Here is a 22,946-nt window from a genome sequence, read left to right as displayed (position 1 = left end):
GCACTTTGCTATACGCTTACGTTCAAACCACCGCATCCAACCTATATACTTGTGCAGGTTCTTTGTCGCGACACCACGAAAACGTGATACCCAACTTTTCAATCTTCCATGGTAGCTATTCACATTTTGTATATGAAAAACCTCATCTTTTACCCGTTCATTGTCACACCCATTTAAAACAACATGCTTGATTTTTTCCTTTTCTGCCAACCAGTAATAGTTAAGATGCCCATCGCTACACAGCACGATGTCTGGCTCTAACCTTGGTAATAACGCGGGTTTTAGCTCATCTAACTTAAAGTGTGTCATAACTTTATCGAAAATATGCCCACTTCTATCCTTTGCAACAACAACCTTTATCTTTTGCTCTGCTTTGTCTGTACCGCGTTTCCTAGGTTCACGATTCAAGCTACGACAGCCTTTTTCTGATAAATTAAACTGTGTTTCATCAATCTCAACAATGCCATCCAAGCGCTGGTCTGTCAGGTTTTCAGTCAATTTAAGCATTTTATGACGCCATCTGAATGACGTACTAAGCGCTATACCGCATTCATGCGCTGCTTGACGCAAAAACTGGCCATCAATCATGGTTTCAATGTAATGATCCCATTTGTCTTGGTGGTGTAATCCGTTTAGTTCCGTTCCGGTGAGGCCATTAAATGTTCGTTCACAAGATTTACAACGATATCGCTGTCTACTGCCGCTGGTTCCCCATTTATAAAGCTTCTCACCTTGGCAATATGGACATTTATTGACATTGGCATCGAGTATTTTTGTGATACATGAAATGTCGTCGGGTTTGTTAAGGATATTTTCAAGTTGCTTTTTCTGCTTTGGAGATAAATCAATAACAACTTGTTTTAAAATGGAAAACTCTTCAGCATTCATCGCCAGATCCAGTAAACGAAACTATTTAAACTGTAATTATATACAGTTCAACAAATTTCGCGAACTCAGCCAAAATTCGGGTTAATTTGTTTGTTGAGTATTCGATTTTAAATCATGAATTAGATAAAAAGTATTTTTTTAAAGGGGTGTATGTAGAACATAATAATTAGTTGTGTAAAATAGAGGTTAACTTAAAGAAATAAGGACTAGGCAGTGCGTATACTAGGAAGTGTCGTTGCACTATTTGCTTGCTTCTCGGCAGCGAGTAGTCAATCATCAAATCAGTTTCAAAATGAAATCAATCACATACTCCCAGCTGATGTTTCAAATTTGGGAGTTCTTAATAATTCATCTCCGTTTGATTATAAGCAAACTAAATCGGTGCAAATTTCCGAAGACGACAGGCTAGATCATTACGCTCTTTACTGGCGCGGTATTAAAGTACAGGGTAGTGATTTAGTGATACGTGTTGATAAACGCCTTGGTCGAAAAGTTATCTCAGGTAGAGTGCTGGGAGATAACGATTTGCGCTCTAGTCTATTGAATTATCAGTCAATCTCGAAGGCATATCCTCAAGATTTTGGGGTTCTGTCAGCGGAGATAGCTAAATACTATGAAATTGAAAGGTCGAAAATTAGAAATGTGAAGCAGTATATTTCCAAAAATAAATTTGGCAATTTCATTCCCATATATAAAATAGAACTGATTGATGACAAAAGACAGAGAAGACTTATAACTTTAGATGCGGCTTCGCTTAATGTAATTGAAGATGTTAATGCAACTGCGTCGTTTCTTAGTCCTCACTCTGAGAGCTACTATGCCGTAGCAACGACCATGGGTAACTATAAAGTTGGCTTTAATTGTCATCAGTCTCCCAATATGGCAAGTGAAAAGTGCCAAAATACTGTCCTCCCAAATGAACATCCACTCGCTCAGTTGTATTACCCAATTGTACCTACGATCAGTAACCTCTATTTTAGAAGCGATAAGGGGGGAGCTTTTTCTGAATTTGCGGGCTATCCAATGGTAGTTAAACTAGACAATGGACAATGTGTCTATAGCAATAACTTGGTAGAGACTTATTATGGAAGTAGCACAACACCACATTCCTATGACTGCTCTAGTGGCGTTACAGAAAGTCATGGTATAGAGGGAGAACCTTATTTTTATTACTTGGCGAAAGGGGCTTTTAAAGCAGTTAACGATGCACATTTCTACGCTGGTATAACAGCTCAGGTCTTATACGGTCATTTCTCTAACCTTTATCCGGAACAAAACGAGCGATGCCCAGATGGAGGAAGTTATTGCCTGAATGTAATTAAGCAAAGGACTGACTCAGGACACATTAGCCAAAGTAGTTGGGATGGCGAGTTTACTAATTATGCCAGTGGTTTTCGAGGCGCTCCATTTCCTCATGGGAGTTCTATTGACATTGTGGCACACGAAATTGGGCATGCGATCTTAGAGTGGAACACCGGCAATATTATTTCAAATGTAGATAATATTGGCGATGATGATGGCAGTAGAGCGCAAAGAAGCGCTTTACATGAAAGCTTTGCGGATATTACGGCAATTGCGGTTAAGGATCACTATTATAAAAACCTGCAACCGGAGCCGTCAGATTCCAATTGGCTACAAACTCCCGTATTTTCGCAGTTATCCAAAGAGGACGAATATTTTTGGGCAATTGGTTGGGATGCGCGTCTTAGAAATGCTTATTCTAGATTTCTCAAGCAACCAAGGCGAGACGGTGTCAGTATTGATGACTATCGCGACTTCGAAAGTGTGACGGGCTCCCATCAAAGAGCGGGTGCATTTAACAAGCTCTTCTATTTAATAGCTACCAGCGACGGGTGGAGTGTTGAAAGAGCTTACGGGCTAGTTATAAAGGCGATGACTGCCTGCTTCAATGAAACAACTGGTATGCTAGAGGCTTCTCAATGTCTTATCGAAGTAGCCAATGCTGAAGACAAACAGCAGATTGCGGCAATGGCTAAGCGAGTTGGTCTAATTCCACAAGATAGCAGGGCGACCACTTTAGAGGTGTCAATAGAGCGCTTATTTGAGCAAATATCTTATAATATCGCTGATGCTCGTTTGTCTGGCGATACAGTAGATAAACTAGTCATACGCCAAGGAGAAGAGACCTTGTTAGAGTGGACTCCCAACGCCCAAGGTACTTGGTTGGAGGCTTCAAAAGGGGAAATCACATTAAGTGAAGGCGACCATGAATTGCACTGGCAAGCAGAATTAAACAACGGCTCAACTTTAGAGAGCTATCGCATTGCGTCCTTGATTGAGCAAGCTGTTTGTAAGCCTGAAAACGCAGCCGGATCGCATATCAACAGTCTCACCGTAAATGGAGAAAAAGTTGAAGTAACGGATGGTTACGGAAATGTTCAACTGGTCGACGCAGTATACTCACAAGCACCTTTAAAAATTCAGCTGCCTATAGATATAAGCCAGTTGTCAATTAAGGCTTATATTGATTTGGATCGGAACGGTTATTTTGATTCAGAGGAGATAACTTTACCAACCGAAATAACGAATGAAATATTATTGCCTGAAGAACCTTTTGGTGAATTACAGAAAGGGCCGGCTATAGTACGGTTAGTTGTAGGGGAGCAAAGTGGCCCTTCCGCCTGTTCAAACGAGATGGAAGCGCAGACGGTTGATATAAAGTTTGCCTACCAGGTTGGTGAGTATGTGGCCCCGGCCTTGAGTTTTACCTATGAGCAATATAATCGCACGATTAACTTTGATATTCCTCACCAGTATAGTAATGCTCATTCATTTCGATGGTTGATTGATGGAGAGCAATTTGACACGGATAGCTATAATTACGCGTTGCAGATGCTTGAAAGCACTGAAGTGAGCCTAGTATTGCTAAGAGACGGTGAAGAAGTAAATCGCTTTAATAAGCACGTGGCAGTAATGAATGAACCTAATTTTGGTATTCAGTGCGTTCAAAATGGTACTAAGTGTCAATTGAGTCTAAATTACGATAATCAAGTTGCTGGGGCGACGTACACTTGGGAAATTAATGGAGATACATTTGAACGCGGTGACTTAACTGCATTTGAGTACGATTTTGAAGGGTATGGACAGCAAACAATAACAGTATTGATGTCGGCAAACGGTGGAGCAACTCAATTTACTTATGAACAAAGTATAGAGCTGCACGAAGCACCAGATTTAGACATTAAAGTAACGCAACAGAATATGAACTTTACGTTCGATATCGCGCAAGAACTTCCTGATGGGTATGACGTAGTGTTGATGATTGACGGTGTCGAGTATCAGTACGATGCACTCGGAACGATTATCAATATGCCTGAAAAGCCATCCCAAGTGAGCTTTGTTGTAAAGAGAAATGGCGTTGTGATTAAACAAGCGCCATTGCACATCGACTATATTGATAGCCCACAACTGGCTTTCACTTGCTTAGTCGAAGGAAATACTTGCCTATTTACCGCAGAGCACGAAGATGTGGGGCAAAACTTTAAATACAACTGGGTATTTGGAGATGGAGCCACTGCCTTAACTGAAACGCCAACTGTTTCGCATACGTATGAAAATTCAAGCATCTATTTTGCGAGTTTAACGCTAATCGTGAATGAAAGTGCAGAGTTTACGGTGAGCAAGGAGTTGATAATAGATAACCCTATTTCTACTATTGAAGTAAGTTCAAGCCAACACAATCGAACGATTAAATTGGAAGCAACAGGCGAAATCTCGCCTGATATTAGCTTTGTTTGGTTTATTGGTTCTGAAAGGCTATCTGGGAAAATAGTAAGTTATGATATCGGAGAGCTAGGGGGGGAGTACAATGTCCAGCTGCAAATCATGAAAAATAACGGTATCGTAAGAGAGATCGATGCAGTAGTGGTTGGGTATCCAGATATCGGTTTGGACTTTGTTTGGAAGTTACATAAACCAAATACGTTGAACTTCGATTTTTCTGTGTCTAAGTAATCCGTAACTCTACTTTTAGACAACAAACTGCCCGATATAGCAGACGCTTATCGGGCATAATTTTTAACGTTCAAAGCTATTTTAATCAACTTTTAACCGTAAATTTATTCAGGGTGTGCTTTGTTGAATTGGGTAACCAAGAATGACAGAGTGATATCATGGTGGGTTTTGCTTGATAACGCTTCAAAGTGAGAACCCTTAAACTTCCAAGCAAAAGGTGTCATTTTAATTAAATGAAATATGACTTCAGTTGAAATAGAGTGCACTTCTTGGAACAATGTTTGTTCCGTTTCAATAAATCCTTCTGGACAATCTGGCGCTTGGTGTAAACGCACATCATCATATATTTGTTGTTTTAATTCATACAGGTGATGAGGGCCTGGACTTACTATTATCAATGTTCCTTCAGGTGACAAAAGCCTTGCAGATTCTTTGTCAAAAACAGGAGCAAATATGCTCAAGACAACATTGGCTAAAGCGTCTTTAAATGGTGCGTCTTTACTGGAAGCAACACTAAAATTAGGCTTATCATAGCGTTTGGCGGCGTATTTTATCGCGGGTTTGCTGATGTCTAAACCATAAATTGATATTTGTTCTTCCAATTCATTGGCGATTGCTTGGGTATAAAACCCCTCTCCGCATCCCAAATCAATGACAGTTTTCGGTTGTTTACTAGCGACGAGTTTAGCTAATGACTGTTGTAAAAACTGATAGTGAGGTGTGGCAAAGAAAGTACGCCTTGCTTGTACCATGTCTAAGTTGTCTCCGGGCTGCTTTGAGCGTTTAAATTGCACCGGAAGTAGGTTTATATAGCCTTCTTTTGCAAAGTCGAACTGATGACGGTTAGTACACCCTAAACTGTTGCCTGTTGGGACAAGTGACTCAGAGCATATTGGACAACGGTATTCTACAGTCATCTATCTAGGTATTCCTTATCGTAAAAGGTTCGCACCCATTGTGGGCGATAAGTGATCAAGAGTGTAACAGCCATACCATTTAGCATAGCTTCAGGAAACCACATGATCACGGCATAAAACATATAATTGTCCGTCAATACGTACCAGTCGTACTGGCCAACTGACCAGTAATATGTTGCAGACAAGATGATTTTAATTGCAGCAACCAAACCTGCTGAAATAAACGCACAAACAAAAATATAAATAAAAAAATGTCGAGGTAAATAGTGATAACACAACACAAACAATGCATAGCTTAGATAAACTGGTAGGATCCCATTTAGTAACCAAAAAGAGAAAAAGCTTACTTCAAAAGATGCAAAGAAATAGCAAAGTATTGCGGCCAGCAATGTACTTAATAAGGACAACCGCCAGCCGAGCACTAAAGTTACCGTCGTTACGGCCAATATATGGATGTTCAAGTTAGGTAAAATGCCAGCCTTTATCTGCCATAATAACGCCATCACTAAAGCACAACTTAGGACGCCAATTTGTCTTTGCGGGGTCTTTATTAGCGTTTCATACTGTTGTTTATCCAAACTTAGTAAGAATGCAAGTATAGCAAACACAAATGTTGTCATGCGCTAACATCCAAATGTACGTTAAGTATTATTTAACCGTTAGATCTCAAAAGTCGCCCAGATTGGAGCATGATCAGAAGGCTTTTCGATCCCTCTCAACTCATAATCGATATCACTTTCTTTACATGTTTTCATGAGACATTCAGTGGCCAAAACGACGTCAATTCTTAGGCCTCGATTGTCATTAAAACCTTTTGAACGATAGTCAAACCACGAAAACTTATCTTCTACTTCTGGCGTCAGTTCTCTAAACGTATCTTTGAAGCCCCAATCCATTAACGTTTTAAGCCATTCCCTTTCCTCGGGCTGGAAAGAGCATTTACCCGTCTTTAACCAGCGTTTGCGATTTGCTTCACCAATACCGATATCGCTTTCAGTTGGTGAAATATTGATATCTCCCATCACAATAAGATTACTATCTGGTTTTTCATAAGTATTGAGATGGGTCATTAAATCTATATAAAACTGACGCTTGTACGGGAATTTTGTTTCATGACTAATATTGTCCCCCTGTGGGAAGTAACCATTCATTACCGTAACGTCATTACCATTTGAACTCTCAAAAGTTCCCGTGATCATGCGTCTCTGTGCTTCATCTGTATCAGTTGCAAAGCCTTTTTGAATGGATTTAGCGGGCATTTTTGATAACAAAGCAACGCCATAATGTGCTTTTTGACCATGAAAATAGACGTGGTAGCCCATAGCTTCTACGTCTTCTATTGGGAACGCTTCATCATGTACTTTGATTTCTTGTAGGCCAATCACATCAGGCTGATGTTTATCTATGATGGCTTGTAATTGGTGTAGGCGGGCGCGAAGGCCGTTGATGTTGAATGAGATAACTTTCATATTTTAATTTTGGAGAGTGAATGATGTGGGAGTGTATCATTATGTTTGTCTTATAGGGGAAAAAGTATGTTTCCTAATACGAAGATTTGTTAATTAAAGCGCAAAATTTAGCAGGTTTGAAGCATGAGTTTATAGGTATGTAAATAGCTCATTAAATGTTCAAAAAAGTTTATATTTACCATTTACAAGGATTAAGTTGGCTATATAATGCGCACTAATTCGTTCTTTCGAGGTAAATTATGTTTAAGTCTCTCTCAATTGCTACTCTTATTACTATCGCTTCAACTTCTGCATTTGCTGGCGGTAGCCAGAACTTTGTGGCGAGCGATGCGTCTACAATTTCAAAGGTATGTGAGATTGCTGCAAACCAAGGTTTAAGCGCAGCGCGCAAGTTTGGTGCGCAACAAGGTGTGTTTGTTTCACGCTTTTCTCCATCAGTAGAGTGCAATGGTGAAGATATTCGTACATTCGCGAAAGCCAATCAACGTGTGCAAAATAGTCAACAATCAGTTAAAGCTAAATTGGTAGCTGAAAACACGTCTAGAGCAACTGAGCTATGCATGAAAGCAGCTAAAGAAGGTGTTGCGAGTCTACACAAATACCGCAGCCAAGCTAGAAGCTTACAGTGTAATAATTTACCAGTAAAACAATTTGTTAAAGAAGTTAAAAATACTGCTATCTAAAAGTTTACAAATGAAAAAAGCCCAGCTATTTAGTTGGGCTTTTTTTTGCCCAAATGCCGTTAAAGCCGCTATTCCTATGCCCTACAGACCGAAGTTGTTTAAAATGCAAGCGATTTAATTGAATAATTGTAAATTCGCTAAGGTTTTTATTGTTTTTATTGTTTTTATTGTTTTTTTAGTGTACTATAAAAGTTAAAAAGATGTTTTATACACTACGGAGAATAAAGATAATGAAAAAGGGGTTTACGCTAATAGCATCTTCAGTGAGTTTTGCATTGCTTGGGGGAGCAAGTATAGCAAATGCAAATGAATCTGAGGTTGAACGTATTGAAGTGACAGGGTCACATATCAAGCGGTCAGATTTAGAAGGGCCATCACCTGTACAGACTATTTCAGCAGGTGATCTTGCTGCAACGGGCTCTACAGATCTAATTGGTGCGCTGCAAAAGTTACCAGTTGCAGGGGCTGGGACGTTTAGCACACAGGGTAACTCAAGTGATGATACGGCTAATGGCGGCTCGAGTGTTGCACTTCGAGGTTTAGGTGCATCATCAACACTTGTTTTGATCAATGGTCGTCGTGTCGCAGTGAGCCCATTTGCAAAAGATATTGAAACGTCATTCGTTGACTTAAACACAATTCCTGTTTCTTCAGTAAAAAGAATCGATGTTTTAAAAGATGGTGCATCAGCGACTTATGGTTCGGATGCGGTTGCAGGTGTTATCAATATCATCCTACGTGATGATATCGATGGTTTTGAAGTTGCAGGTAAAATCTCCGACACTGCGGATGGTGGTGCTGAAGAAGAAAACTTCACGTTACTTTGGGGAAGCTCAACAGATAAAGGGCACCACAATTTCTCAATAGATTATTTCAAACGTGGTGATGTATTTTATGCGGACCGTGACTATGCTTCTACCGCAGACCAAAGGTTCAGAGGTGGTAATAACGCGCTAAGCTCTTCAGGTTTTCCTGGCAGTATTGAAGTTGTAAGAAACCAACTTACAGATGCGCAATGGGAAGCTTTGCCTGTGACGCGTGTTGAAGATGATGGAACCAAAGTTAGACAAACAATCTTTGCAGACGTTTGGGGTAACGATAAATGCCCGGAAAATATGATCATCGGTGATATTTGTCGATATGATTATGCGCCGCACATGACACTAATTCCTTCTACTGAACGTATTAGTTTTAACTACAATGGCGTACAAGAAATTATGGATGGAGTAGAGGGTTTCGCTGAGTTCTCTGCACAACATACTTCTACTTTCATTCAAGGTGCGGCTAGCCCAAGCTTTACTGAACTAACGATGGCCGGCGACAATCCTAATCATCCACTTGCTGCATTACCTGACCACTTCTTACACGGCGTGGATATTTCGATGCGTCGTCGTACTGTTGATATTGGTAATCGTAAAAAAGATGTGGACTCTGAATACTATCGTGCAGTTATGGGTATGCGCGGCGAGTTTCAGGATTGGGACTGGGAGTTTGCCTATTCAGCAATTCGTTCAAGTGCAGTGGAAAAAGGCTTTGATGGTTTCCCGAATAAATTAAGAGCACAAGCGGCAATTGATAGCGGAGAATGGAACCCGTTTGAACCTAGCCAAAACTCTCAGGAAGTATTGGATAAAATCGAGACAACCACCACGCGTTACGGTGCTTCAACGATGCAATCATTCGACGCGACAATTTCTGGCGAGTTATTTGAGTTTGGGGATGGTTATGTTGCAGCTGCATTTGGTTTAGAACACCGCTATGAAAAAATTGAAGACAACCCCGATAGTCAATACTTGAATAACGAAATCTTTGGTACTGAAGCAACACAAGCTAATGGTGATAGAGACAACACCGCTTTGTTCGCTGAGTTCAATGTTCCTGCCACAGAAAGCTTAGAACTACAGCTTGCGCTGCGATATGAAGATTACAGTGACTTTGGTAACACGACAGATCCAAAAGTAGCATTTCGTTGGACTCCAATAGAAGAAATTGTAGTGCGTGGTTCTTGGGGGACAGCGTTTAGAGCGCCTTCTCTCGTTCAACTCCACCTAGGTAGAACCGACGAATCGCCAAGCGTGATTGACCGAGATCGTTGTATAATTACCAAGGATCCATTGGATTGTGAACCGTTTGAATACACAGCGCAAGTTGCTGGTAATAAAAACCTTAAGCCGGAAGAGTCTACAAACTATAACTTAGGTGTGATTTGGCAGGCTACGGACGACTTTAGTGTGGGTATCGATTACTGGAACTATGATCAAGAAAACCTAATTAAGAAGATTGGCGCACAAGACATTGTAGACTGTTGTGGTGATGATACAAACTTGGTAATACGAGAGGCAACCACTGGTGGTACGCCTGGACGTATTCGCCAAATTAACGATACGTTCGTCAACATTGGTGGTCGAAAAACGGATGGTATTGACCTTGACCTAGAGTACAGGCTTGAAACGCAAGGTATGGGCGAATTCAAGTTTGGCTATAACGTAACTTATGTCTTGAACTTTGACGAAGAACTTATTCGAACAGATGAAAGTGGCAATTCAGTATCAGTTATTGTAGATGAAAACGGTGAGTACCAACACCCTGATCTGCGTTGGAATGCGCGTGTAGATTGGGCACTTGATGATTGGATTGCAAATGTTAGCGTGAATTATATTAATTCATACAACGATTTGGCTGACAGTGCAGGAAATAAGTTTGAAATAGACTCTTGGACTACAATCGATACAAGTGTGACATATGTGGGTTTTGACAAGCTTACAGCAACGCTAGGTGCTTCTAACCTAACAAATGAAGAAGCGCCATTTGCGCCTTCAGAGTCTATGGGTGTAGATAATAAGACGCACAGTATATTAGGTCGCCAAGTTTACGTGAAGTTTGCTTATAAATTCTAAACAAAAGTAATTTTTCGAGCATCTTTAAAATCTAAAGGCCCCATTGGGGCCTTTTTATATGCAGCTCTGTAAATCTCGGAGTTTGTTCTTTCGAACATATCAAGAGTACCTTTTTCAAGACCTTCAAATCCAGTAAGTTGGAAACTAAGCTTGTTTTTGAAGTTACCAACGAGTTCGGATAAATGAAAAGTTCAAAATTTATTGTGACAGGAGTAGTACAGGGCGTTGGCTTTCGCTATCACACCAAACAAATGGCAACGAGACTGGGTCTATTTGGGTTCGTGAAAAACTTACCAGATAGAAGTGTCGCAGTTGTCGTGTATGGAGAGCAGAGCCAAATTGACAAACTTGCTAATTGGTTACAACAAGGTCCTGCGTTGGCAAGCGTTGAGAGTGTACAAGAAGAGGATATTGTACAAGAAATCTACTCAAGTTTTGAGATTTACTAAATTTGGGGAAAATATTTCCACGGCTGCTGATGTAAAGAAAGGCGTACAATTTAATGTTGTGGTTAAAAAAAGCCGAAAAAAAGGGCTCTTAGGCCCTTTTCTCAACAAAGCGATGATTAACGTTCGCCTCGGTCCTCATAGTCGCGTACAGTATAGCCTGTGTACAGCTGACGTGGGCGACCAATTTTGTGGCCTGCTTGAGAAAGCATTTCGTTCCAGTGTGAAATCCAACCAACGGTGCGAGACATTGCAAAGATTACAGTGAACATGCTTGTAGGAATACCGATAGCTTTCAAGATGATACCAGAGTAGAAGTCTACGTTAGGGTATAGTTTCTTTTCAACGAAGTACGGGTCTTCCAGAGCAATTTGCTCTAGTTTCATTGCAACGTCTAGAAGAGGATCTTGGATGTTCAGCTCTTCTAAAACTTCGTGGCATGTTTGACGCATTACTGTCGCGCGTGGATCGAAGTTTTTGTATACGCGGTGACCAAAGCCCATTAGACGGAACGGGTCGTTCTTGTCTTTCGCTTTAGCTACGAACTCGTCGATACGATCAACTGAGCCAATCTCTTCAAGCATGTTCAAACACGCTTCGTTTGCACCACCGTGCGCTGGACCCCAAAGTGAAGCGATACCTGCCGCGATACATGCGTACGGATTTGCACCAGAAGAGCCAGCTAAACGAACCGTAGAAGTCGAAGCGTTTTGTTCGTGGTCAGCGTGAAGCATGAAAATACGATCCATTGCTTTTGCTAGAACTGGGCTTACTTTGTACTCTTCAGCTGGTACAGAGAACATCATGTGTAGGAAGTTTTCTGCATAGCTAAGGTCGTTGCGAGGATATACAAATGGTTGACCTACGTTGTATTTGTATGCCATTGCCGCGATAGTAGGCAGCTTAGCAACTAGTTTAGTTGCACAGCGCATGCGTTGCTCTGCATCTGAGATGTCTAAATCATCGTGGTAGAACGATGATAGAGCACCAACCACACCACAAAGCATTGCCATTGGGTGAGAATCAACACGGAAACCTTGGAAGAATGCAGCGATTTTCTCGTGCATCATCGTGTTGCGTGTGATTTCTTCAGAGAAGCTTGCAAGCTGTTCTTTGTTAGGTAGTTCACCGTTTAATAGTAGGTAGCAAAGCTCAATGTAGTTTGAGTTATCAGCCAATTGTTCAATTGGATAGCCACGATGTAGAAGTACTCCTTTCGCGCCATCAATGTAAGTAATAGATGATTCACAAGAGCCAGTCGACATGAAACCAGGGTCGTATGTGAAGAAGCCGTGAGCACCTAACGTACGAACGTCGATAACGTCTTGGCCAGCTGTGCCAGAGTGGATCGGTAGTTCGATTGGATCGTGCCCATCAATATGGACTGTGGCTTTCTTATCTGCCATCTATTTTATCTCCTATGAAATAACAACATTCTGATTGTTATGTTGTGATACTAATGTTAAGCAAATTCAGATCATTGTAACTTATAAATGGGGTGAAAAGTCAATTTTTCTCAGAATTATGCAAAAATGTATAATAAATATTCTAAGCAGATTAAATATTATACCATTGGCTAATTCGCAAGCGTACGAAACTAAACAAGAATTGTAAAAACACGGATAGCCTTATATACTGTCAACGGTTTTATACCGTGTCGTCTGTGGGTAAACCTATTTTTACATCGAAGTTTTACAGGCAAGTGATCTTTTAAGTGTTTAAACAGGTTTATCTAGAGTGTGCCATTTGTGCATGTCGTGCAAGTGGGTTGATAAAAACAAGTAGATGAAGCTCTAATCGAGCAAAGATGGGCAAGTAACTGTGAAAAAGCAAAGACCTGTAAATCTAGATCTTACGACTATATCTATGCCGCCAACGGCAAAGGCGTCGATATTACATCGTGTCACTGGTGTCGCGTTGTTCTTCGCGCTGACATTTGTCATTTGGGCGTGGTCTGAATCTCTCTCTTCTCCTGAAGGTTTTAACTTTGTAAAAGAGCTTATGACGGGCTTTATTGCTAAGTTTATTGCGTGGGGCACCTTCGCTGTATTGTCTTACCACATCATTGGCGGTATCCGTCACATGATCCAAGACATGGGGCACTGGGAAGAATTAGAGTCTGGCAATGCAAGTGCTAACATTGCAATCGCTCTATGGGTAATCGTGGCTATCCTTGGTGGAGTGTGGATATGGTCTTAAATCAAGCAACTCTTAAACGTGATGGTGTACAAGATTATGTATCACTTCGCGCTACAGCATTAATCATTGCAGCATATGCTGTATTTATTGTTGGCTACCTAGCATTAACACCTGAACTAACGTATGAAGCTTGGTCTGGGCTATTTGATAACCTAGCAATGAAAGCGGCAACTATTATTACTTTAATTTGTATTATGGTTCATACTCGTATTGGCCTATGGCAAGTACTGACTGATTACGTTGAGTGTTCAACAATGCGTACAGTTTTAGGCTTTGTATTGAATCTAATGGCACTTGCATACGTTGCTGTTGGTTTGTTTGTTCTGTGGGGTGTTTAAGTGAAATATAATGTCCGTGAATTTGATGCTGTAGTTGTTGGCGCCGGTGGTGCAGGCATGCGTGCAGCACTAGCGATTTCTGAGTCTGGTAAGACATGTGCGCTTATTTCAAAAGTATTCCCAACTCGTTCTCATACCGTATCTGCGCAGGGTGGTATTACTGTTGCGCTAGGTAATTCTCATGAAGATAACTGGGAATGGCACATGTACGATACTGTTAAAGGTTCTGATTACATCGGGGACCAAGACGCTATCGAATACATGACTAAAACAGGTCCCGAAGCTATTACTGAATTAGAAAACATGGGTCTACCATTTTCTCGTTTTGAAAATGGCCGTGTTTATCAACGTCCTTTCGGTGGTCAGTCTAAGAACTTTGGTGGCGAGCAGGCTGCACGTACAGCGGCGGCTGCTGACCGTACTGGTCACGCACTTCTTCACTGTCTATACCAGCAGAACGTTAAGAACAAAACTAACGTATTCTCTGAGTGGTACGCACTTGACCTAGTTAAAAACGACAAGGGCGACGTTGTTGGTGTTACTGCAATCGAAATTGAGACTGGCGAAGTTGTTTACTTCAAGTCTAAGGCTGTAGTACTTGCAACTGGTGGTGCTGGTCGTATCTATGCATCTACAACAAATGCTCACATCAATACTGGTGACGGTGTTGGTATGGCTGTGCGCGCTGGCATTGGCATGCAAGACATGGAAATGTGGCAGTTCCACCCGACAGGTATCGCAGGTGCGGGTACACTAGTAACTGAAGGTTGTCGTGGTGAAGGTGGTTATCTTCTAAACAAAGATGGCGAACGTTTCATGGAGCGTTATGCGCCTAACGCTAAAGATCTTGCTGGTCGTGACGTTGTTGCACGTGCAATGATGACAGAAATTCGTGAAGGCCGTGGTTGTGAAGGCCCTTGGGGTATTCACATCAAACTTAAGCTTGATCACCTTGGTGAAGAAATGCTTAACCTTCGTCTACCTGGTGTTTGTGACCTGTCTAAGACTTTCGCGCACGTTGACCCTGCAAAAGAGCCAATTCCAGTAATCCCAACTTGTCACTACATGATGGGTGGTGTACCAACAAACGTTAACGGTCAGGTACTTGACGTTGATGTGAACGGTAAAGAGCGCATCGTAGAAGGTCTATTCGCGGTAGGTGAAATCGCATGTGTATCTGTACACGGTGCAAACCGTCTAGGTGGTAACTCACTTCTAGATTTGGTTGTATTCGGTCGTGCTGCGGGTAACTTCTTAGGTTCTTACCTGAAAGATTTCGAATCAACTGGTGAAGCTTCTAAAGACGATGTTGATGCTGCATTCGCGCGTTACAACCGTTGGGAAACGTCGGAAGTTGGTAAGGGTGAAGATCCGGTACAAATTAAGAAAGACTTACAAGAGTGTATGCAACTCAACTTCTCGGTATTCCGTGAAGGTGATTCAATGGCGGATGGCTTGAAAGAGCTTAAAGAAATCCGTGAGCGTCTTCAGTATGCACGTCTTGACGATAAGTCAACTGAATTCAATACACAACGTATCGAGTGTTTAGAGTTAGACAACTTGATGGAAACAGCATACTCAACAGCGGTTGCTGCAAACTTCCGTACTGAGAGCCGTGGTGCGCACTCGAGATTTGACTTCCCAGATCGTGATGACGAAAACTGGCTATGTCACTCAATGTACCACCCTGATAGCGATTCAATGACGAAGCGTGATGTAAACTTCGCGCCGACGACTCGTGAAGCATTCCCACCTAAAGCTCGTACGTACTAGGAGTTAAACGATGGCAACAGCAACTTTAGAATTCTCTGTTTATCGTTACAACCCAGATGTAGATACTGCACCTCGTATGCAGGAATACACACTTGAGGTTGAAGAAGGGCGTGACATGATGGTGCTTGATGCACTGTTAATGTTGAAAGAGCAAGACTCAACTCTTTCATTCCGTCGTTCATGTCGTGAAGGTGTATGTGGTTCTGATGGCGTAAACATGAACGGTAAAAATGGCCTTGCATGTATCACTCCATTATCAGCATTGCAAAAGAATGGCAAAGGTAAAATTATCATTCGTCCACTACCAGGTCTTCCTGTTATTCGTGACTTGGTAATCGACATGAGTCAGTTCTATACTCAATACGAGAAAGTAAAACCTTACTTGATCAATGATAAGCCAACAGGTGGCGAAGAGCGTCTTCAGTCTGTCGAAGATCGTGAAAAGCTTGATGGCCTTTATGAGTGTATTTTATGTGCATGTTGTTCAACTTCATGCCCATCATTCTGGTGGAATCCAGATAAATTTATCGGTCCTGCTGGACTTCTTCATGCTTATCGTTTCTTGGCAGATAGCCGCGATACAGCAACAGAAGAACGATTAGCTGGTCTTGATGACGCGTTCAGCGTATTCCGTTGTCACAGTATTATGAACTGTGTTAGCGTTTGTCCAAAAGGTTTGAATCCAACCAAGGCAATTGGACATATTAAATCTATGCTATTAAACCGTTCGGTTTAAAGCATAATTATCTTAAGATGGCATGCTGGGCATGCCGTCTTGTTTTCGTTTAAGTTAAAGTTTCTGCGCTAGAGAAAAGGGCTAATAAATGCACGAAGGTGTGATGAAGGCATGGCTAGAATCTTCTCACTTATACGGCGGCAACGTTGCGTATGTAGAGGATTTATATGAGGCGTATCTTGATGATGCGGCTTCAGTGCCAGAAGAATGGCGAGAAGTGTTTGATCAACTACCTAAAGTAGAAGGTGTTGATGTTGATATTAAACATTCGGATGTAAGAGCACAATTTGCTGAGCTTGCTAAGAACAAACACAGAGAAGTAGTAGTTTCTGCAGAAGGTGCGGCAGATGCAAAACAAGTGCGTGTGTTGCAGCTTATTAATGCATTTAGATTTAGGGGCCACCAAAATGCCAACCTAGATCCATTGGGTTTATGGCAGAGAGATCGAGTGAGAGAGCTCGACTTGGCTTACCACAATCTAGATGATGCAGATCTCGATAAAGAATTCAATGTTGGCTCTTTTGCTTGTGGCAAAGAGACAATGAAATTAAAAGATTTATACGCAGCGCTTAAGTCTACATATTGTGGCTCTGTCGGCGCTGAATATATGCACATCACATCAACAGAAGAAAAGCGTTGGTTGCAACAACGCTTGGAAGCTGGTTTCTCACAGACCCAATTCAGCAAAGAAAATAAATTACGTCTTTTACAAGGCTTGATTGCAGCTGACGGCCTAGAAAAATATCTTGGTGCAAAATTCCCTGGTGCAAAACGTTTCTCACTTGAAGGTGGTGATGCACTAGTACCTATGCTCAAAGAACTGGTTCACAGGGCAGGTGAAAGCGGCCAAGAAGAAGTCGTTATTGGTATGGCTCACCGTGGTCGCCTTAACGTGCTAGTGAACGTATTAGGTAAGAACCCCCAAGAACTATTTGATGAGTTTGCCGGTAAATACGGTGAGTCTGCAGGTTCTGGTGACGTTAAGTACCACATGGGTTACTCATCTGATTTCGGTACTAAGGGTGGCGATGTTCACATGGCATTGGCCTTCAACCCGTCTCACCTAGAAATCGTAAATCCAGTGGTAATGGGCTCAGTAAGAGCACGTTTAGACCGATTAAATTGTGCAAGTGGTTCAAAAGCATTGCCAATTACTATCCACGGTGACTCTGCAATTGCGGGTCAAGGTGTTGTGCAAGAAACATTTAACCTATCGAAGACGCGTGCATACGGCGTTGGTGGTACGGTACGCATCGTTGTTAACAATCAGGTAGGTTTCACAACATCTAAAGCTGAAGACACGCGCTCTACAGAATATTGTACTGACATCGCGAAAATGGTTCAGGCGCCAATCTTCCACGTGAACTCGGACGACCCAGAAGCAGTTGCTTTAGTGACTCAGGTTGCTCTAGATTTCCGTAACAAGTTTAAGCGTGATGTTGTTATCGACTTAGTTTGTTACCGTCGTCACGGTCACAACGAGGCAGATGAGCCAAATGCGACTCAGCCTCTGATGTACCAGAAGATCAAAAAGCACCCAGTACCTCGTCAGTTATATTCTGACAAGCTAGTAGCTGAAGGTGTTTTATCTGCGCAAGAAGCTAAACAACTAGCAGATGACTACCGTAATGGTCTAGATAATGGCGTGTGTGTTGTTGATGAAATTCAACCAGAAACTAAGCACTCTTCTGAGTGGTCAAAGTACGTTGGCCATGACTGGGATACGCCTTACGAAACAGGCGTACCTGTTGAGAAGCTAAAAGAGCTGGGCGAAATAGTCGCTAGTTACCCAGAAGACCACAAAGCACAGTCTCGTGTTAAGAAAATATACGATGACCGTAAAGCAATGGCGAAGGGTGACAAACTTCTAGACTGGGGTATGGCTGAGACATTGGCATACGCTACGATGGTTGATCAAGGCACTGATATTCGTTTTACTGGTCAGGACTCTGGTCGTGGTACTTTCTTCCACCGTCACGCAGTAGTTCATAATCAAAATGACGCTTCAACATATTTGCCTCTGCAAAACATTAGCCCAGAGCAAGGTACTTTTGAAGTATATGACTCTGTACTTTCTGAAGAAGCGGTACTTGCATTCGAATATGGTTATGCAACAGCAGAACCTACTTCTTTAGTACTTTGGGAAGCGCAATTTGGTGACTTTGCAAACGGTGCTCAAGTTGTATTTGACCAATTCTTAAGTTCAGGCGAGCAAAAGTGGGGTCGTCTATGTGGTTTGACTTTATTACTTCCACATGGTTATGAAGGCCAGGGCCCTGAGCACAGCTCCGCACGTATGGAGCGTTACCTTCAATTATGTGCTGACCACAATATGCAAGTGTGTGTTCCTACAACACCTGCACAGGTTTATGCAATGCTTCGTCGCCAATCAGTACGTCCACTACGTCGTCCACTGATTGTTATGACACCTAAATCATTGTTACGTCACCCACTAGCGGTTTCTAGTTTAGAAGAGCTTTCTGATGGTGTGTTCCACAACATGATTGACGAGATTGACGAGATCAATCCCGAGAATGTTGAACGTGTTGTTTTCTGTAGTGGTAAAGTTTACTACGAGCTACTACAAGAGCGTCGCAAGCTTGAACTAAATAACGTTGCAATTGTCCGTGTTGAGCAGCTATATCCATTCCCACACAAAGAAATGGATGAAGTTATGGCGCGTTACCAGCATGTGAAAGATTTCGTATGGTGTCAGGAAGAGCCGCAGAACCAAGGCGCTTGGTACTGTTCTCAACACCATTTCTGGGAAGCTATCCCAAGTGGAGCAAAACTTACTTATGCAGGTCGTCAGGCTTCTGCTGCTCCAGCTTGTGGTTACATGTCTACCCACACTAAAGAACAAAACGCGTTGATTGCTGACGCATTAACAATTAAGAAATAAGGAATAAGAGATGACAACCGAAATTAAGGTTCCTGTTCTTCCTGAGTCAGTTGCTGACGCGACAGTAGCAACTTGGCACGTAAGCGTTGGTGACACTGTAAGCCGTGACCAAAACCTAGTTGACATCGAAACTGACAAAGTAGTTTTGGAAGTTGTTGCACCTGAAGACGGTGTAATCGTTGCAATTTCAGAAGAAGAAGGCGCAACTGTACTAGGTGAGCAAGTAATCGCACAAATAGGTGCTGCAGGTGCAGCACCAGCTCAATCAAATGAACAACCAGCAGCGCCAGCAGCGGCGCCAGCAGCAGAAGGTAAAGAAGTGGACATAAAAGTACCAGTACTTCCAGAGTCAGTAGCAGACGCTACAATCGCAACTTGGCACGTTCAACCAGGTGAGGCAGTAAGCCGTGATCAAAACCTAGTTGACATCGAAACTGATAAAGTAGTTCTTGAAGTTGTTGCACCTGAAGACGGTGTAATGGGTGAGCAACTACATGCAGAAGGCGATACAGTACTTGGCGAGCAGGTAATCGGTAAGCTTTCAGCAGGTGGCGCACCAGCAGCTCAAGCAGATGCAGCTCCAGCAGGTTCTGACGAGAACGCTGATGTTCTTACTCCTTCAGTACGCCGTTTAATTGCTGAAAAAGGCCTAGATGCATCACAAATCAAAGGCACTGGTAAAGGCGGTCGTATCACAAAAGAAGATGTTGATGCATTCTTAAAAGCACCGGCTGCTAAGCCAGCTGCGGCACCTGCTAAAGCTGCTGCTGCGCCAACCGCACCAGTTGGTGACCGTACACAAAAACGAGTACCAATGACTCGCCTACGTAAGACAATCGCTAACCGTCTTCTTGAAGCGAAGAATTCAACAGCCATGCTTACAACTTTCAATGAAGTGAACATGAAACCAATCATGGATCTTCGTAAGCAATATAAAGACGTATTCGAAGAGCGTCATGGAATTCGCCTAGGTTTCATGTCTTTCTACGTCAAAGCAGTAACTGAAGCCCTTAAACGTTTCCCTGAAGTAAATGCTTCAATCGATGGCGATGATATCGTATACCACAACTACTTCGATATCAGCATCGCGGTTTCAACTCCTCGTGGTCTTGTAACTCCGGTTCTACGTGACTGTGACAAATTATCAGTTGCTGAAATCGAGAAGGGCATCCGTGAATTAGCGCTTAAAGGTCGCGACGGTAAATTAACAGTTGATGACATGACCGGTGGTAACTTCACTATCACAAACGGTGGTGTTTTCGGTTCGTTACTATCTACGCCAATCATTAACCTACCTCAGTCTTCTATTCTTGGTATGCACAAAATCCAAGAGCGTCCTATGGCTGTGAACGGTAAAGTAGAAATTCTACCTATGATGTACTTAGCGCTTTCTTATGACCACCGTCAAATTGATGGTAAAGAGTCAGTTGGTTTCCTAGTAACAATTAAAGAGTTACTTGAAGATCCAACTCGTCTACTTCTAGACGTTTAAGCAAAAGATTAAATCTTAAGCTGTATGAGTGCAATAAAGCAACATACAGCTTTTTTTTTGCGCCTTTGGTCTTACTGGGGTTTTCTTACTAGTCCGTGGGATCTATACTATGGGCGCAATTTGGGATAGCTGATTATTTGCATAAATATTCAGCTTTTTTAGTATAAAAAATTGGATAAAGCATCATGAATTTGCATGAGTATCAGGCAAAACAACTTTTTGCCGAATATGGTTTACCTGTATCTGAGGGTTACGCTTGTGACACTCCTCAGGAAGCGGTTGAAGCTGCTGGTAAGATTGGTGGCGACAAGTGGGTCGTTAAATGTCAAGTACACGCGGGTGGCCGCGGTAAAGCTGGCGGTGTTAAGCTAGCTGATAGCAAAGACGAGATCCGCGCATTTGCTGAAAACTGGTTAGGTAAAAACCTAGTTACTTATCAGACTGACGAAAAAGGTCAGCCTGTTGCTAAGATCTTAGTAGAAAGCTGCACTGATATTGCAAATGAGCTATACCTTGGTGCTGTTGTTGACCGTGCTTCACGTAAGATCGTGTTCATGGCTTCAACTGAAGGTGGTGTAGAAATCGAGCAAGTTGCTGAAGAAACACCAGAACTAATTCACAAAGCTGAAATCGATCCACTAGTAGGCCCTCAGGCTTACCAAGGTCGCGAGTTAGGTTTCAAGCTTGGTCTTAACCCAGCTCAAATCAAACAGTTCACTAAGATCTTCCTAGGTCTTGCGAACATGTTCATCGATCACGATTTCGCTCTACTAGAAATTAACCCTCTAGTAATCACTGACGAAAACAACCTACACTGCCTAGACGGTAAGATTGGTGTTGATGGCAACGCGCTATTCCGTCAGCCTAAGATCCGTGAATTCCACGATCCTTCACAAGAAGATGCACGTGAAGCGCACGCTGCAAGTTTCGAACTAAACTACGTTGCTCTAGACGGTAATGTTGGTTGTATGGTTAACGGTGCCGGCCTAGCAATGGGTACAATGGACATCGTAAACCTACACGGTGGTAAGCCAGCTAACTTCCTTGACGTTGGTGGCGGCGCGACTAAAGAGCGTGTATCTGAAGCGTTCAAGATCATCCTATCTGATGACAATGTTAAAGCCGTACTAGTAAATATCTTCGGCGGTATCGTTCGTTGTGACATGATCGCTGAAGGTATTATCGGGGCAGTTAAAGAAGTTGGCGTAAGCGTACCAGTAGTTGTACGTCTTGAAGGTACTAACGCTGAAGCTGGCCGTGAAGTACTAGCTAACTCTGGTCTTGACATCATCGCTGCTGAATCACTAACTGATGCTGCAGAGAAAGTAGTTGCTGCTGCGGAGGGCAAATAATGTCTGTACTAATTAATAAAGATACTAAAGTAATCTGTCAGGGTTTCACTGGTGGTCAAGGTACTTTCCACTCAGAGCAAGCTATCCAGTATGGTACGCAGATGGTTGGTGGTGTTTCACCAGGTAAAGGTGGTCAAACTCATCTAGGTCTTCCTGTATTCAACACGGTACGTGAAGCTGTAGAAACTACAGGCGCAACTGCAACTGTAATCTACGTACCAGCGGCATTCTGTAAAGACGCTATCTTAGAAGCGATTGACGGCGGCATCGAGCTAATCGTTTGTATCACTGAAGGCATCCCTACACTAGATATGGTTGATGTTAAAGTGAAGCTAGAAGAAACTGGCGTTCGTATGATCGGTCCTAACTGCCCAGGTGTTATCACTCCGGGTGAGTGTAAGATCGGTATTATGCCTGGTCACATCCATCTTCCTGGTAAAGTAGGTATTGTATCTCGTTCAGGTACTCTTACTTACGAAGCGGTTAAGCAAACTACTGACGCTGGCTTCGGTCAATCAACATGTGTTGGTATCGGTGGTGACCCAATTCCAGGTACTAATTTCATCGACGTCCTAGAAATGTTCCAGAACGATCCTAAGACAGAAGCAATCGTAATGATCGGTGAAATCGGTGGTACAGCAGAAGAAGAAGCAGCAGAGTACATCAAGCATAACGTGACTAAGCCAGTTGTTTCTTACATCGCTGGTGTTACTGCTCCTCCGGGCAAGCGTATGGGTCACGCAGGTGCAATCATCTCAGGCGGTAAAGGTACTGCTGATGAGAAGTTCGCAGCTCTAGAAGAAGCAGGCGTTAAGACTGTTCGCTCTCTAGCTGAGATCGGCGCTGCACTTAAAGAAAAAGCTGGCTGGTAATCTACGA

General features: G+C 42.4%; 17 protein-coding genes. 12 read left to right on the top strand and 5 right to left on the bottom strand.

The annotated features are described in order from the left end of the window. A partial coding sequence (locus N482_RS02625; protein WP_063375608.1) for an IS1595 family transposase occupies window positions 1-888 on the bottom strand: 888 nt, incomplete at its 3' end. 213 nt (window positions 889-1,101) lie between these two features. Between N482_RS02625 and N482_RS02620 the strand changes: the two genes are divergently transcribed. Beyond that, the gene (locus N482_RS02620; protein WP_063375607.1) at window positions 1,102-4,863 is read left to right on the top strand and encodes a M4 family metallopeptidase; all 3,762 of its coding nucleotides are present in this window, start codon (window positions 1,102-1,104) and stop codon (window positions 4,861-4,863) included. 104 nt (window positions 4,864-4,967) lie between these two features. Here the strand turns inward: N482_RS02620 and N482_RS02615 are convergent, their stop codons facing one another. Genes N482_RS02615 through xthA form a run of 3 tightly spaced genes read right to left on the bottom strand, consistent with a single transcriptional unit; the run spans window position 4,968 to window position 7,249 of the window. Next, a complete protein-coding gene (locus N482_RS02615; protein WP_063375606.1) occupies window positions 4,968-5,780 on the bottom strand; it encodes a putative RNA methyltransferase in 813 nt (270 codons plus the stop codon). Beyond that, entirely contained in the window at window positions 5,777-6,400 is a 624-nt protein-coding gene (locus tag N482_RS02610; RefSeq protein ID WP_063375605.1) for an energy-coupling factor ABC transporter permease, read from the bottom strand. Before N482_RS02610 ends, N482_RS02615 begins: the two co-directional genes overlap by 4 nt. Before the next feature lie 39 nt (window positions 6,401-6,439). Next, window positions 6,440-7,249 carry an exodeoxyribonuclease III gene (gene xthA, locus N482_RS02605; protein WP_063375604.1) on the bottom strand — a complete coding sequence of 270 codons (810 nt, stop codon included), beginning with the start codon at window positions 7,247-7,249 and terminating at the stop codon, window positions 6,440-6,442. Window positions 7,250-7,488: 239 nt separating this feature from the next. Here xthA and N482_RS02600 point away from each other — a divergent pair, with 239 nt between their 5' ends. The 3 genes from N482_RS02600 (at window position 7,489) to yccX (ending at window position 11,278) form a co-directional block, all read left to right on the top strand. Then, complete coding sequence (locus tag N482_RS02600; RefSeq protein WP_063375603.1) at window positions 7,489-7,932, top strand: hypothetical protein; 444 nt, start codon at window positions 7,489-7,491, stop codon at window positions 7,930-7,932. A 230-nt stretch (window positions 7,933-8,162) separates the two neighbouring features. After that, on the top strand, window positions 8,163-10,829 hold the full coding sequence (locus N482_RS02595) for a TonB-dependent receptor plug domain-containing protein (RefSeq protein WP_063375602.1): 2,667 nt from the start codon (window positions 8,163-8,165) through the stop codon (window positions 10,827-10,829). A gap of 182 nt (window positions 10,830-11,011) precedes the next feature. Further along, window positions 11,012-11,278 (top strand): acylphosphatase, encoded by a 267-nt coding sequence (gene yccX, locus N482_RS02590; RefSeq protein ID WP_063375601.1) that lies wholly within the window; start codon window positions 11,012-11,014, stop codon window positions 11,276-11,278. Between the two features lie 116 nt (window positions 11,279-11,394). Here yccX and N482_RS02585 read toward each other — a convergent pair whose 3' ends face one another. After that, complete coding sequence (locus N482_RS02585; protein WP_063375600.1) at window positions 11,395-12,681, bottom strand: citrate synthase; 1,287 nt, start codon at window positions 12,679-12,681, stop codon at window positions 11,395-11,397. Window positions 12,682-13,096: 415 nt separating this feature from the next. Between N482_RS02585 and sdhC the strand changes: the two genes are divergently transcribed. From sdhC to sucD, 8 genes are all read left to right on the top strand, one after another. Next, complete coding sequence (sdhC, locus tag N482_RS02580) at window positions 13,097-13,474, top strand: succinate dehydrogenase, cytochrome b556 subunit (RefSeq protein ID WP_081227671.1); 378 nt, start codon at window positions 13,097-13,099, stop codon at window positions 13,472-13,474. Next, the gene (gene sdhD / locus N482_RS02575; protein ID WP_063375598.1) at window positions 13,465-13,812 is read left to right on the top strand and encodes a succinate dehydrogenase, hydrophobic membrane anchor protein; all 348 of its coding nucleotides are present in this window, start codon (window positions 13,465-13,467) and stop codon (window positions 13,810-13,812) included. The genes sdhC and sdhD overlap by 10 nt, the downstream gene beginning before the upstream one ends. Further along, window positions 13,813-15,585: a succinate dehydrogenase flavoprotein subunit gene (sdhA, locus tag N482_RS02570; protein ID WP_063375597.1), complete on the top strand. Its 1,773-nt coding sequence runs from the start codon at window positions 13,813-13,815 to the stop codon at window positions 15,583-15,585. 10 nt (window positions 15,586-15,595) lie between these two features. Continuing rightward, the gene (locus N482_RS02565; protein WP_063375596.1) at window positions 15,596-16,321 is read left to right on the top strand and encodes a succinate dehydrogenase iron-sulfur subunit; all 726 of its coding nucleotides are present in this window, start codon (window positions 15,596-15,598) and stop codon (window positions 16,319-16,321) included. Window positions 16,322-16,409: 88 nt separating this feature from the next. Beyond that, window positions 16,410-19,223 carry a 2-oxoglutarate dehydrogenase E1 component gene (sucA, locus tag N482_RS02560; RefSeq protein ID WP_063375595.1) on the top strand — a complete coding sequence of 938 codons (2,814 nt, stop codon included), beginning with the start codon at window positions 16,410-16,412 and terminating at the stop codon, window positions 19,221-19,223. 10 nt (window positions 19,224-19,233) lie between these two features. Beyond that, window positions 19,234-20,715, top strand: a complete 1,482-nt coding sequence (gene odhB, locus N482_RS02555; RefSeq protein WP_063375594.1) for a 2-oxoglutarate dehydrogenase complex dihydrolipoyllysine-residue succinyltransferase — start codon at window positions 19,234-19,236, stop codon at window positions 20,713-20,715. Between the two features lie 185 nt (window positions 20,716-20,900). Continuing rightward, complete coding sequence (gene sucC / locus N482_RS02550) at window positions 20,901-22,067, top strand: ADP-forming succinate--CoA ligase subunit beta (RefSeq protein ID WP_023399327.1); 1,167 nt, start codon at window positions 20,901-20,903, stop codon at window positions 22,065-22,067. Then, on the top strand, window positions 22,067-22,939 hold the full coding sequence (gene sucD / locus N482_RS02545) for a succinate--CoA ligase subunit alpha (protein ID WP_063375593.1): 873 nt from the start codon (window positions 22,067-22,069) through the stop codon (window positions 22,937-22,939). The genes sucC and sucD overlap by 1 nt, the downstream gene beginning before the upstream one ends. The last annotated feature ends 7 nt before the right edge of the window (window positions 22,940-22,946 follow it).

Origin of the sequence: Pseudoalteromonas luteoviolacea NCIMB 1942 (assembly GCF_001625595.1) — a bacterium.
GTDB classification, from domain to species: Bacteria; Pseudomonadota; Gammaproteobacteria; order Enterobacterales; family Alteromonadaceae; genus Pseudoalteromonas; species Pseudoalteromonas luteoviolacea_A.
This window is presented reverse-complemented; position numbering and strand designations above follow the sequence as displayed.